9 protein-coding genes and 1 pseudogene are annotated in these 13,662 nt (G+C 73.5%); 7 read left to right on the forward strand and 3 right to left on the reverse strand.

Features of this window, described 5'->3' with window-relative positions:
* Positions 1–65 precede the first annotated feature (65 nt).
* The 5 genes from pdhA (at position 66) to ABZ714_RS09120 (ending at position 6,749) form a co-directional block, all read left to right on the forward strand.
* Positions 66–1,280, forward strand: coding sequence for a pyruvate dehydrogenase (acetyl-transferring) E1 component subunit alpha (gene pdhA, locus ABZ714_RS09100; protein ID WP_358824502.1), 1,215 nt, complete (start codon positions 66–68; stop codon positions 1,278–1,280).
* Positions 1,277–2,311, forward strand: coding sequence for an alpha-ketoacid dehydrogenase subunit beta (locus ABZ714_RS09105; protein ID WP_358824503.1), 1,035 nt, complete (start codon positions 1,277–1,279; stop codon positions 2,309–2,311). The genes pdhA and ABZ714_RS09105 overlap by 4 nt, the downstream gene beginning before the upstream one ends.
* Entirely contained in the window at positions 2,311–3,834 is a 1,524-nt protein-coding gene (locus ABZ714_RS09110; protein ID WP_358824504.1) for a dihydrolipoamide acetyltransferase family protein, read from the forward strand. Before ABZ714_RS09105 ends, ABZ714_RS09110 begins: the two co-directional genes overlap by 1 nt.
* A gap of 294 nt (positions 3,835–4,128) precedes the next feature.
* Complete coding sequence (locus ABZ714_RS09115; protein ID WP_358824505.1) at positions 4,129–5,034, forward strand: NTP transferase domain-containing protein; 906 nt, start codon at positions 4,129–4,131, stop codon at positions 5,032–5,034.
* Positions 5,031–6,749 (forward strand): molybdopterin molybdotransferase MoeA, encoded by a 1,719-nt coding sequence (locus tag ABZ714_RS09120; RefSeq protein ID WP_358824506.1) that lies wholly within the window; start codon positions 5,031–5,033, stop codon positions 6,747–6,749. Before ABZ714_RS09115 ends, ABZ714_RS09120 begins: the two co-directional genes overlap by 4 nt.
* Positions 6,750–6,857: 108 nt before the next feature.
* Here the strand turns inward: ABZ714_RS09120 and ABZ714_RS09125 are convergent, their stop codons facing one another.
* Positions 6,858–7,967, reverse strand: coding sequence for a potassium channel family protein (locus ABZ714_RS09125; protein WP_358824507.1), 1,110 nt, complete (start codon positions 7,965–7,967; stop codon positions 6,858–6,860).
* 171 nt (positions 7,968–8,138) lie between these two features.
* Between ABZ714_RS09125 and ABZ714_RS09130 the strand changes: the two are divergent.
* Together ABZ714_RS09130 and ABZ714_RS09135 are read left to right on the forward strand one after the other, a co-directional pair.
* Positions 8,139–8,834: pseudogene (locus ABZ714_RS09130) on the forward strand (NAD(P)-binding protein); the annotation flags it as partial.
* 57 nt (positions 8,835–8,891) lie between these two features.
* The gene (locus ABZ714_RS09135; RefSeq protein WP_358824508.1) at positions 8,892–9,872 is read left to right on the forward strand and encodes an NAD(P)H-quinone oxidoreductase; all 981 of its coding nucleotides are present in this window, start codon (positions 8,892–8,894) and stop codon (positions 9,870–9,872) included.
* A gap of 181 nt (positions 9,873–10,053) precedes the next feature.
* Here the strand turns inward: ABZ714_RS09135 and ABZ714_RS09140 are convergent, their stop codons facing one another.
* Both ABZ714_RS09140 and ABZ714_RS09145 read right to left on the reverse strand, forming a co-directional pair.
* Positions 10,054–10,599: a bacterial proteasome activator family protein gene (locus ABZ714_RS09140; protein WP_358824509.1), complete on the reverse strand. Its 546-nt coding sequence runs from the start codon at positions 10,597–10,599 to the stop codon at positions 10,054–10,056.
* A 203-nt stretch (positions 10,600–10,802) separates the two neighbouring features.
* Positions 10,803–13,559 (reverse strand): ABC transporter permease, encoded by a 2,757-nt coding sequence (locus tag ABZ714_RS09145; RefSeq protein ID WP_358824612.1) that lies wholly within the window; start codon positions 13,557–13,559, stop codon positions 10,803–10,805.
* Positions 13,560–13,662: the final 103 nt, after the last annotated feature.

Genomic DNA, 13,662 nt, shown 5'->3' on the forward strand with positions numbered 1-13,662 from the left:
TCGGTAGGTGAGGCGGGCCACAGCCGGACCGCTTCCTTCGTCGCCCCCACGAGGAGGTGCTCGCGTTGCGCAAGAGCAGCAGCACGACCGTGCAGGAGCTGCCGGGCTCCGCCGCCTACCGCCCCAGCCCGCCCCCGGCGTGGCGGCCCCGCACCGACCCCGCGCCCCTGCTCCCCGACCCCGAGCCGTTCCGTGTGCTCGGTACGGACGCGGCGGCGTCGGCCGACCCCGATCTCCTGCTCGCCCTCTACACCCAGCTCGTCCGGGGCCGCCGGTACAACGCCCAGGCGACGGCGCTGACCAAGCAGGGGCGGCTCGCCGTCTATCCGTCCAGCACCGGCCAGGAGGCGTGCGAGGTGGCCGCCGCGCTGGTGCTCCGCGAGCGGGACTGGCTCTTCCCCAGCTACCGGGACACGCTGGCGGCGGTCGCCCGCGGACTGGACCCGGTACAGGCGCTGACCCTGCTCCGGGGCGACTGGCACACCGGCTACGACCCGCACGAGCACCGGATCGCCCCGCTGTGCACCCCGCTGGCCACCCAGCTGCCCCACGCGGTCGGGCTGGCGCACGCGGCCCGGCTCAAGGGGGACGACGTGGTCGCGCTGGCCCTCGTCGGCGACGGCGGCACCAGCGAGGGCGATTTCCACGAGGCGCTGAACTTCGCGGCGGTGTGGCGGGCGCCGGTCGTCTTCCTCGTCCAGAACAACGGCTTCGCGATCTCCGTCCCGCTGGCCAAGCAGACCGCGGCGCCGTCCCTGGCCCACAAGGCCGTGGGGTACGGCATGCCCGGCCGGCTCGTCGACGGGAACGACGCGCCCGCGGTCCACCGGGTGCTCTCCGAGGCGATGGAGCGGGCCCGCGGCGGCGGCGGTCCGACGCTGGTGGAGGCGGTCACCTACCGGATGGACGCGCATACCAACGCCGACGACGCCACGCGGTACCGGGGCGAGACGGACGTCGACGTCTGGCGCGACCACGATCCGATCCTGCTGATGGAGCGGGAGCTGACCGCGCGCGGGCTGCTGGACGACGCCCGTAAACAGGCCGTCGCGGACGCGGCCGAGGAGATGGCCGCCGAGCTGCGCGCGGGGATGAACGCGGATCCGGTGCTCGACCCGACGGATCTGTTCGCCCAGGTGTACGCGGAGCGGACGGGCCAGCTCCGGGAGCAGGCGGCCCAGCTGCGGGCCGAGCTGGCGGCGGAGGAGGGCCCGGACGACCCGGCCGGGCCGACGGACGGATCGGACGGATCGGACGGATCGCGAGGAGGGGACCGATGAGCACGGCGACGACCACACCGGCCGGGCGGGCCGAGGCCCCGGCGAAGCCCGCGACCATGGCCCAGGCCCTGCGCCGGGCCCTGCGGGACGCGATGGCCGAGGACCCGGCGGTACACGTCCTGGGCGAGGACGTGGGCACCCTGGGCGGTGTCTTCCGGATCACGGACGGGCTGGCCGCCGAGTTCGGCGACACCCGGTGTACGGACACCCCGCTCGCCGAGGCGGGGATCCTGGGGGCGGCCGTCGGTATGGCGATGTACGGGCTGCGGCCCGTGGTGGAGATGCAGTTCGACGCCTTCGCCTATCCCGCGTTCGAGCAGCTCTTCAGCCATGTCGCCCGGATGCGCAACCGCACCCGGGGCGCGATGCCGCTGCCGATCACCGTCCGGGTGCCGTACGGCGGCGGGATCGGCGGCGTCGAACACCACAGTGACTCCTCCGAGGCGTACTACATGGCCACCCCGGGGCTGCACGTGGTGGCCCCGGCGACCGTCGAGGACGCCTACGGACTGCTGCGGGAGTCGATCGCCTCGGACGATCCGGTGGTCTTCCTGGAGCCCAAGCGGCTGTACTGGTCGAAGGCCGACTGGTCGCCGGAGGCGCCGAAGCGGGTGGAGCCGCTGGGCCGGGCCGTGGTCCGGCGCCGGGGGAGCGACGCGACCCTGATCACCTACGGTCCTTCGGTCCCGGTCTGCCTGGAGGCGGCCGAAGCGGCCACCGCCGAGGGCCGGGACCTGGAGGTCGTCGATCTGCGGAGCCTCGTACCGTTCGACGACGAGACGGTCTGCGCCTCGGTCCGGCGCACCGGGCGGGCGGTCGTCGTCCACGAGGCCACCGGCTTCGGCGGACCCGGCGGTGAGATCGCCGCCCGGGTCACCGAGCGCTGCTTCCACCGGCTGGAGGCACCGGTGCTGAGGGTCGCCGGTTTTGACATCCCCTATCCGCCGCCGATGCTGGAGCGGCACCATCTGCCCGGGGTCGACCGGGTTCTCGACGCGGTGGCGCGGTTGCAGTGGGAGGCGGAGAGCTGATGGCCCAGGTGCTGGAGTTCAGGTTGCCCGATCTCGGGGAGGGGCTGACCGAGGCGGAGATCGTGCGCTGGCTGGTCGCGGTCGGCGATGTGGTCGCCGTCGACCAGCCCGTGGTCGAGGTCGAGACGGCCAAGGCCATGGTGGAGGTGCCTTGTCCGTACGGCGGGGTGGTGACCGCGCGCTTCGGCGACGAGGGCACGGAACTCCCGGTGGGAGCACCGCTGCTGACGGTCGCGGTGGGTGCGCCGGGGGACGGTGTCGGTGACGGTGCCCCGGCGGCTTCGGCGGCTGCCTCGGGCGTGGGTGCGGGCGGGGGTTCGGGTACGGCCGCGGGCGGGGATTCCCGCTCCGGTTCAGGCACCGGCTCCGGCTCGGGCTCCGATTCGGGTTCGGGTTCGGGGGCTTCGAGCGAGTCGTCCGGCAATGTGCTCGTCGGGTACGGAACGGGGGCGCCCGCCGCGCGCCGCCGCCGGGTCTCCCCCACCGCGGCCCGGCCCGGTCCCGGGACGCCCGTCCTGCGGGAGCCCGGTGTCGTCACCCCCGATCCCGTCCCGGCCGGGCCCGTGCCGGTGATCTCGCCGCTGGTGCGGCGGCTGGCCCGGCGGAGCGGTCTCGATCTGCGGGAGCTGACCGGATCGGGCCCCGAGGGGCTGATCCTCCGCTCCGATGTGGAACGGGCGATCGGTGACGCGGCGGCTGGCCCGGCGGAGCGCGCCGTTCCGGCCCCCGCTCCCGCTTCCGGTTCTGCTCCCGCCCCTGTTCCGGCCGCCTCGGCGACGTCACCCGGTCCCGGTAGGGGCGGGGCGGCTGACGCGTCGGCTTCGGCTCCGTCGGAGGAGGTCCGGATACCGCTGCGCGGGGTGCGCGGAGCCGTCGCCGACAAGCTGACCCGCAGCCGCTCCGAGATACCCGACGCCACCTGCTGGGTCGACGCGGACGCCACCGAACTGCTGGCCGCCAGGACGGCGATGAACGCGGCGGGCGGACCGAAGATATCCCTGCTCGCCCTGCTCGCCAGGGTTTGTACGGCGGCGCTCGCCCGCTATCCGGAGCTGAACTCCAGGATCGACACGGACCGGCGGGAGATCGTCCGGCTGCCCGAGGTGCATCTCGGCTTCGCCGCCCAGACCGAGCGGGGCCTGGTCGTCCCGGTGGTCCGGTCCGCGAACCGCCGGAGCGCCGAATCGCTGACGGAGGAGTTCGCCCGGCTGACGGACGCGGCCCGCGGGTCCGTGCTGACCCCGGCCGAGCTGACCGGGGGGACGTTCACCCTGAACAACTACGGGGTGTTCGGGGTCGACGGCTCCACGCCGATCATCAACCACCCGGAGGCGGCGATGCTCGGCGTCGGCCGGATCGTGCCCAGGCCGTGGGTGCACGGTGGCGAGCTGGCCGTGCGTCAGGTCGTCCAGCTCTCCCTCACCTTCGACCACCGGGTCTGCGACGGCGGCACGGCGGGCGGCTTCCTGCGGTACGTGGCGGACTGCGTCGAACAACCGGCGGTGCTGTTGCGGACGCTCTGACCAGGGACGGGGCGGCGTCACCCCGGAGCGCGGGGCCCGTCGGCCGCCCGGCCCGGACACAGGGATACGCGGGCGGCGGTCCGGTCCGGCCGCCGCCCCCTGCCACCGGCCCGCCGCGGCGGCCGGAGCCCGGTCGCGCCGACCGGGACCGGGCCGTACGTACGGGCGCCGACGGTCGGCCAGGGGGCGGATTCCGGCCCCGTACCGGTCCGCACGGGGCGGGAGGAGCGCTTCACCCGGGAGACGGCGGGCGATCATACTGCTGGGTATGACCGCGATCTCGGGACCGCAGTAATGACCGCGGCGGCCGGACCCGGGCCGGGCGCTTCGGCCGACGGGTACGACGCCGTCGTTCTCGCCGGTGGAGGCGCGAAACGGCTCGGCGGGGCCGACAAGCCGGGGGTGGCCGTGGGCGGGCGGGCCCTGCTCGACCGGGTGCTCGGCGCCTGCCGGGACGCCGGGCGCACGGTCGTCGTCGGCGGGCGCAGGCCCACCCTACGGCCCGTCGTCTGGACCCGGGAGGATCCGCCGGGCGCCGGGCCCCTGGCCGCGCTCGCTGCGGGCGTACGGCAGCTCGGGACACCACCGGACGGCGCGGTCGTGGTGCTCTCCGCCGATCTCCCGTTCCTCGTCCCTGCGACCGTGCGCCGGTTGGTGGAGGCGCTCGGCCCCGACGGGCGCGAGGGCGTCGTGCTGACCGACCCCGACGGGCGGGACCAGCCGCTGGTGGCGGCCTATCGGGCGGAGCCGCTCCGCCGGGAGATCGCCCTGCTCGCCACGGAGTACGGCTCATTGGCCGGGCTGCCGCTGCGGCTGCTGGTCCGGGAACTGGACCCGGACCGGATCGAGGCGGGGCCGTTCGCCTCGTTCGACTGCGACACCTGGGACGACATCGCCGTCGCCAGGGCCCGGATCAGGGAGCATGGCACCGTGCTGGAGGAATGGATCACCGCGGTCAAGGACGATCTCGGTGTCGACCTCGACGTCGACACCCATCTGCTGCTCGATCTGGCCCGCGACGCCGCGCACGGCGTCGCCCGGCCCGCCGCGCCGCTGACCACGTTTCTCGTGGGGTACGCGGCGGCTTCGGCGGGCGGCGGCGGCCCCGAGGCGGTGGCGGAGGCGGTACGCAAGGCCACCGAACTCGCCCGCCGCTGGGCAGAGGAGACCGAGCAGCGCCCTGACGGGAGCGGGGCGTGAGCGGCGGGTCCCGTCCGGGCGGCCGGAAGGCCACCGGCGGGAGCCTGGCCGCCGCCGCCCCCACGGCCCCCACGGCCCCCACCGTCCCCGTCGACCTCACCGACCTCACCGACGACGGGGTCGAAGACGCCCTCGCGCTGGTGGGGCGGGCGTACGACCCGGCGGCCTCGCGGGAGGTTCGCGCCGACACCGGTGCCGATGCCCCCGGGCGCGATGCCGAGCGCGATGACGGGTGCGACGACGGCTTCGAGGACGTCCTGGGGCTGGTCGGCCGGTCCGCTCCCCGCGGCGTTCCGGCCGCCTCGCGGGAGCCTGCCGCGCGGGACGTCCCCGGCGGTGACGACGGTGTCGAGGACGCGCTCGCGCTCGTCCGCCGGGTCGCGTACGGGAGCGGCGCGGAACGGTCCGCAGACCGGGCGGGGCCGACCGGCCGGGCGGGAGCGACGGCGCCGACCGGCCGGACGGGACCGAAGGGGTCGGCGGAAGCGGCCGGGGAGCGGCGGGCGGGGACGGCCTGGCCCGAAGCCCGGGCGGCGGCGGCGAGGGCCGGTCGGGAGGTGTTCCGCGGCGATCGGACCCGGCGGGTGCCGCTCGAACTGGGCCTGGGCCTGGTGCTGGCCGAGGAGCTGACCGCCCTCTGCGATCTGCCGTCGTTCGACACCTCCGCCATGGACGGCTGGGCCGTGGCCGGACCCGGGCCCTGGGACCTCGACGACTCCGCCCCCGTACTCGCGGGGCGCGATGACGTACCCCCGCTGCCCGACGGCACCGCCGTACCGATCGCCACCGGCGCCCGGGTCCCGCCCGATGCCACCGCCGTGATCCGTACCGAGCATGCCCGTACCGACCCGGCCAGGGGGCTGCTGCTGCCGTCCCGGACGGTGGCCCACGGCCAGGACATCCGGCCCCGGGGCCAGGAGTGCAGGTCAGGTGAGCGGCTGCTGCCCGCCGGGGCGACGGTCACCCCGGCCGTGCTCGGGCTCGCGGCGGCGGCCGGTTACGACGAACTGGCCGTCGTCATCCGCCCGACCGTCGAAGTGCTGGTACTCGGGGACGAACTCCTCGACGGCGGACTCCCCCACGACGGCCGGATCAGGGACGCGCTCGGCCCCATGACGGCCCCCTGGCTGCTGGCGCTCGGCGCCGAGGTCCTCGGCACCCGCCGGATCGGCGACGACGCGAAGGCGCTCCACCGGGCGGTGACCGGCTCCGCGGCCGATCTTGTGATCACCACCGGCGGTACGGCCGCCGGGCCCGTCGACCATGTCCACCCGGTGCTGCGGAAGGCGGGCGCCACCCTGGTCGTCGACGGTGTCGGCGTACGGCCCGGCCATCCCATGCTGCTGGCCCGGTTCCCGGACGGACCCGGCCCCCGCTGCCTCGTCGGACTACCCGGCAACCCTCTCGCGGCGGTCTCCGGGCTGCTCACCCTGGCCGCGCCGCTGCTGCGCGCGCTGGGCGGGCTGCCGGAGCCGGTGCCGTACACCGCGCCCGTACGTGACGAGGTGTCCGGTCATCCCCGGGACACCCGGCTCGTCCCCGTCGTCCACAGCGGGGCGCTGCTGGTGCCGCTGCGGTACCACGGCCCGGCGATGCTGCGCGGTATCGCCTCGGCCGACGGGCTGGCGGTCGTACCACCCGGCGGGGCCCGGCCCGGGGACGAACTGGAGGTACTGGACCTCCCGTCGGGCCGGGGCGGCGCCGACGTGCTCTGACCGTGACGGGGCCTGTCACCGGGCCCGTCACGGGACCGGTCACTGACCGTGTTTCACGTGAAACACGGTCAGTGACCAACAGCCGGTGGCCGTCGGAACACCTGATCGTCAGTGGTACTCGGGTTCCTCCCGGCCGATGATGATCAGCCGGTCCCCGAACTGCATGGTCGCGGCCTCCGGATCGGCGTAGTCCAGCATCCGTTTCCGCCGCACGACGGCGACCACCAGATCCGTGCACTCCCGCAGGGTCCGGCCGATCTCGTCCTTCCGTACGCCCCGTTCGGTGAGGCTGAGCCCACGGCCGTGGGTCATCAGATCCTCCAGGGTGTCCGCCACATGCGGACTCGCCGTCGACACCCCCAGCAGCCGTCCGGCGGAGCTGGAGCTGGTGACCACGGTGTCCGCGCCGCTCTGCTTCAGCAGGGGTACGTTCTCGTCCTCGCGGACCGCGACCACGATGGAGGCCCGGCGGTTGAGCTGGCGGGCGGTCAGGGTCACCAGGGTGGCCGTATCGTCGCGCTGTGGGGAGATGATCACCCGGGCGGCCCGTTCCAGCTCCGCCCTGAGCAGGGTCTTGGAGCGGGTGGCATCGCCCTGGACGGCGACGAGCCCGTCCGCGTTGGCCGCGTCGACCGCCTTCTGGAGGGGATCGACCACCACGATCCTCTCCTTGCTGAGGCCCTGTCCGAGCAGCGTCTCCACGGCGTGCCGCCCCTTGGTGCCGTAGCCGACGATCACCACGTGGTCCCGCATCCGGGAGCGCCAGCGGTGCACGCGGACCTGCTGCCGGGTGCGTTCGGTGAGCACTTCCAAGGTGGTACCGACCAGGATGATCAGGAAGACCACGCGCAGCGGGGTGATCACGAAGATATTGGTCAGCCTGGCGCCGTCGCTGACGGGGGCGATATCGCCGTAACCCGTGGTGGAGAGGGTGACGGTGGTGTAGTACGCGGCGTCGAGGAGGTCGACCTTGCCGTCCGCGTTGTCGTTGTAGCCCGCCCGGTCGAGCCAGACGAGCAGGGTGGTGACGGTGAGGACCAGTATCGCCATGGCCAGCCGCCGCAGTACCTGCTGAAGCGGCGGTACGGCCGCCTGGGCGGGCATGGTGACGGCGCGCCCCGCCTCGGTGTCGTCGCTGGTCTCCACCTTGGGACGGGACCAGATGGAGCGCAGGATCGAGATCCGCCCCCTGGGCGGCGGATGTTCCTCGTCCTTCATCGCGTGTCTCCTCCGGCCTTGGCCGTCTCGCGGGGCATGGGTGACCATGGTCGCGGATCCGTCCGGGTAAGTCTCGCCGGGTTCGGTCGGAAGTGCCGGGATGATGGGCATCACGAGGGCCGGGCGGAACAACTGGATCGGGAACGATCGGGAACGACGAGGAGGAGGCCGGACGTGCGCGATCACACGATCATCGTCGGCTTCGGGACCAAGGGGCGCTCGGCCCTCCAGACACTGATGGCGACGGGCCTGCCGAAAGAGCAGGTCATCGTGGTCGACCCGAGTGGCAAGGTGGTCGAGTCGGCGCGGGCCGAGGGTATCGAGGGCGTCGTCGGCGACGCCACCCGCAGCGGGGTACTGCTCCGTGCGGAGGCCCAGCGGGCCCGGCAGATCGTCATCGCCACCCAGCGCGACGACACCGCCGTACTGGTCACTTTGACGGCGCGCCAGCTCAATCGGCAGGCGAAGATCGTGGCGGCGGTACGGGAGGAGGAGAACGGGCCCCTGCTGCGCCAGTCGGGCGCCGATACGGTGATCACCAGCGCCAGCGCGGCGGGGCGGCTGCTGGGTCTCTCCGTGCTCAGCCCGAACGCCGGGGCCGTGATGGAGGATCTGATCCATCAGGGCAGCGGCCTCGACCTGGTCGAGCGGCCGGTGATAAAGGCCGAGGTGGGGAAGGACGTCCGGGACACCGGCGATCTGGTCGTCAGTGTGCTGCGGGGCCATCGGCTGATCGGGTACGACGACCCGGCGGCGAGCCCGCTCCAGTTGACGGACCGTCTGATCACCATCGTCCGGGCGAACGCGCCCGCCCCGCCCGCCGCACCTGCCCCGCCCGCCGGGCCGGAGCAGCCCCACCGGCCCTGAAGACACCCTCCGCACCAGGCGGCGGGCGGGGGACGGCGCCGGAGTAGCCTCGCGGCCATGTATGCGATCACGATTCCGGAACCCGGTGGGCCCGAGGCGCTGGTCTGGGCCGAGGTGCCCGATCCCGTGGCGGCCGAGGGCGAAGTCCTCGTCGAGGTGGTGGCCAGCGCCGTCAACCGTGCCGACGTCCTCCAGCGCCGGGGGTTCTACGACCCCCCGCCGGGCGCGTCGCCCTATCCGGGCCTGGAGTGCTCGGGCCGGATCGTCGGCATCGGGACCGGGGTCTCCGGCTGGTCCCTCGGCGACGAGGTGTGCGCCCTGCTCGCGGGCGGCGGATACGCGGAGCGGGTCGCCGTCCCCGCCGGCCAGGTACTGCCCGTGCCCCGGGGTGTCGATCTCGCGGTCGCCGCGTCCCTGCCCGAGGTCACCGCGACGGTCTGGTCCAATGTCTTCCTGGTCGCGGGGCTGCGGCCGGGGGAGACCGTACTGATCCACGGCGGGGCGAGCGGGATCGGGACGATGGCGATCCAGCTCGCCAAGGCCGTCGGGGCGCGGGTCGCGGTCACCGCGGGCGGCCCGGAGAAGCTGGCGCGCTGCGCCGAGCTGGGCGCGGACATCCTGATCGACTACCGGCGGGACGACTTCGCCGACGAACTGCGCCGGGCCACCGACGGGGACGGTGCCGATGTCATTCTCGACATCATGGGCGCCCAGTACCTGGACCGGAACGTCCGGGCGCTCGCGGTCAACGGCCGGCTGGCCGTCATCGGCCTCCAAGGCGGGACCAAGGGCGAGCTGAATCTGGCGACGCTGCTGGGGAAGCGGGCGGCGATCACCGCGACATCGCTACGGGCCAGGCCGCTGGACGAGAAGGCGGCGATCGTGGCGGCCGTCCGGGAGCACGTCTGGCCGCTGATCGAATCGGGCCGGGTCAGGACCGTGATCGACCGGGAGTTCCCGCTCCGGGAGGCCGCCGCCGCCCATGAGGCGCTGGAGGCCGGTGGGCATATCGGCAAGATCCTGCTCAGGGCGGCCTGACCCCGGCCGCGACCGGGAAGGCCGTCCCGGTACGCATCCGTACACAGGATCCGTACACAGGACCGTACGTACGCATCCGTACGCGCCGGGACGACGCCCGGGCCGCTTCCCGAGCCGGTGCCGGTACCGGGCAGCCGCGCCCCGGGCCGGGCCCCGAGGGGTACGGCCCGGGTGCCGCGGCCTACAGATACGGCCCCGAGCGCAGCGCGCCGTCCATCGGGTTCTCCTCGTCGTGCGGCGCGCCGGGCGGCAGGGCGCGGCGCATCTGCTCCAGCTGGGCCCGGGCCGCCATCTGCTGGGCGAACAGGGCCGTCTGGATGCCGTGGAAGAGCCCTTCGAGCCAGCCCACGAGCTGGGCCTGGGCGATCCGCAGCTCCGCCTCCGAGGGGACGGCCTCGTCGGTGAAGGGGAGGGAGAGCCGTTCCAGCTCCTCGACCAGTTCGGGGGCGAGCCCGTCCTCCAGCTCCTTCACGGAGCTGGCGTGGATCTCCTTCAGCCTGACCCGGCTGGCCTCGTCCAGAGGAGCGGCCCTGACTTCTTCCAGCAGCTGCTTGATCATGCTGCCGATCCGCATGACCTTCGCGGGCTGTTCCACCATCTCCGTCACGGGAACCTCACGAGACTGGTCGTCGCCGCTACCGTCACCGCCGCCGAGAGCCATGCCGTCCTGCCCCACGACGAGGACATGGGGGCTTTCCTGCGAGCGTTCGTTCCTCGGCATATCCATGCCGCCATTCTCGCGCACACCGACCGCGTCACGGGGTGTGCCCCCGGGCGGGAGTGATCACTCCCACACGAGGGCACATTCGCGCGGTCGGCCGGTTCCTTACGGTCCCGGAGCCGCCCCGGAGCCGCCCGGGGACGTCCCCGGGCGGCCCGGAGACCGGTGGGCCCGCTGTCCCGGGCCCACCACCTGGGGGTATCCCCGGATCAGGTCGTCTCGCGGCGGGCCAGCGCGCCCCGCGAGCGGGTCAGCAGCGCCGCCAGCAGGGTGGCGCCCAGCGGTACCGCGATCAGCAGCGCGCCGAGGGTGGTCCACGGCATGATGATCGGGACGTACGGCTCGACGCCCGCATAGCCCTGGTCGAGGGCGGTCTGGTACCAGTCCTCCTGTTCCCGGCGGTCGGTGAGGACGAGCCCGATCGCGGGGACCATTCCGGCCGCCGAACCGAGCACCACACCCATGGTGGCGACCACCCCGCACTGGAAGCCGCTGAGCGTCCTGCGGACCCTCGGCGGGGCGCCGACGGCGCTCAGGGTCTTCAGATCGGCCTCGGCGTCGGCCTGCGAGAGACCGGTGGCGATACCCGCGGCGCCGATGGTGATCAGTCCGGCGAAGGCCGCCAGCGCCACCAGCACGAAGTTCATCTCGGACTCGTAGCCCCGCTCGATCGACAGCCCGGTGGAGGTGCTGATCCGGGACAGCTCGTCCTCCAGCTTCTGCTTCTCCTTGCTGTTGGGCAGCCGGTCCGTGGAGAAGTACGCGCCGAAGGGGACGGTCTTCAGCCCGGCGGCCTTGGCCGCGGCGGGTGACAGCACGGTCTGGAAGCCGTACACCTCGGGATCACCGGCGACCTCGTGGACCTTGACGGCGCTGACGGCCCCCGGCTCCTCCTTGCCCTGTTCCATGGCCTTGTCGGCGGCCTTGAGGTCGGTGATCACCTTGATCCGGACCGTTCCGTCGCCGTGGGCGTGCTTCCGGGCGAAGGTCACGGCGCCGCCCGACTTCAGCGCCCGCTCGGCCGCCGCGTCCTTGACGCCGAGCACCTTCAACAGCTTCTCGTCGGCCACGACGGCCTCGGCCACCCAGGCGCCGTCACCGCTCGCGCAGCGCCAGTCCTTGGCCAGCTTGCGGCGCTCCGCGACGCTGTACTTGGCCGCCGGGTCGTCCATGCCGACGCCGTAGTGGTGCAGCGGGCAGCGCTTCTCCTTCGGGACCATGACCGTGAACCGGCCGCAGCCCGGGGCGTCGGAGTACGAACTGCAGGTGTTCTTGCCGACGACGATCCGGTCGATGTCGGCCCGGACGTCGATCGGGAAGTTCCGCTGGACGGCGGCCCGGATCGCGGGCATGTCCTGGCTGTTCTCCTCGGCCTGGACCGATACCGCGCCGTACGGGGCCGACGGGGTGTACTGCGCCTTCCGCTGGGCCTCGTCGCTGGCGGCGTACGTGGCCACCGCGACGGTGCCCGCGACGGCCGCCAGGACCGCCGCCACCGCCGGGGCCGTACGACCCCGGTTGCGGACCGCGTCCCGCAGCGCCAGCCGCGGCGACAGCGGCAGGAACCGGCCCAGCCGGCCGAAGAGGCCCACCAGGACGGGGGTCAGGGCGACCACGCCCAGCTCGGCGACGGCCGCGCCGGCCGCGACGATCACAAAGCTCTTGAAGAGGAGGGAGCCGCCCAGGGCGACCGCGGTACCGAACGCCACGGCGATCAGACCGATCACCGGCAGGACCCGGCTGCTGCGGCGGACGCCCCGGCGGCCGGTGAGCGAGGCCAGTACCGACTGGCGGGAGGCCGTGACGGCGGGCACGAGGGCGGCGAGCGTACCGGTGAGGACCGCCAGCAGGGCGATCGCGAGCAGCTCCAGCGGACGGGCGTCGAACGCGCCGAACCGCTCCCCCATCATTCCCTCGAACGTGCCGCGCAGGGCGATGCTGAGCACCACACCGATGGCCGTACCGATCACCGCTGCGGCGAAGCCGATCACCAGACCGCCCGCGAGGACGATGGCCCGGATATGGCGGCGGTCACCGCCGTTGGCGCCCACCAGGCCGAGCTGGCGGCGGGAGCGCCGGGCGCCCACGGCGAAGGCCGGACCGGCCAGCAGACAGATCTCCAGCAGGGCGAGACCGACGACCGTCGCGACACCGGTCAGCTCCTCGACTCCCATGGAGTCGTCGAACTTCCAGTTCTGGTAGCCGGGCTTCTGGTAGAGCGGTACCTCGGAGTCGGCGGGCGGGTCGAGGGCGACCTGACGGGACTCGACCAGCGCGCCCTTGGTGTTGGCGGCCTTGACGAGGTTCCACGTGAAACCGCCCTTCAGCGCCACCAGATAGGTGGTGCTGGAACCGTTGGGCTCCAGACCGGCCTTGACCAGGGCCTGGTTCAGCGGCTTGATGAGGGCGCCGGGCAACGCGTTGACCTGAGTGGACTTCAGCGAGCTGGGCAGCTCGTAGGCGCCGACGATCCGGTACTCGCGGTCCAGATGGCGGGCGGTCAGCTTGTCGCCGACCTTCAGCCCGCTCTCCTTCAGGAAGTGGGTGGTCGCGGCGACCTCGGAGTCCTGGCCCGGGAAACGGCCCTCGGTGAGGGTCATCATGCCCTTGACCATCGGGTCGGTGGACTTCAGCTCACGGACGTCGGTATTGAGCAGGCCGTGGGCGGTCTCCAGCTTCGCCGAGCTGCCGGTGTCCGGCAGCAGCCGGGCGCCGGTCGGCGCGATCTCGCGGATGTCCAGATCGCCCTCGCCCTGGGGGTAGGGCTCGTTCTCCTTGAGGACCTTCGCCGTGTCGTAGTTGTCGCCGGCCGGGACCTGGAAGATCGGGACCCCGCCCATACCCGGGTCGCTCATCCGGGCGTCCGCGGCGCCGAGGTCTCGGGAGAACCTCTCCGTGGTGGAGAGTTCGGCGCTGCGCAGGGTCAGATCGGCGGCGCTGACACCGGCGATCGGCAGGGCGATCATCGCCAGGACGAGGAAGCTGCGTCCTTTGGAGCGCCAGGCGTCACGGCGGGCTATCCGGAGCGCCGCCCGCCAGGAATGGAGCCAGTTCACTGTGCCGTCCCGT

The organism is Streptomyces sp. NPDC006798, assembly GCF_040635975.1.
GTDB lineage: Bacteria > Actinomycetota > Actinomycetes > Streptomycetales > Streptomycetaceae > Streptomyces.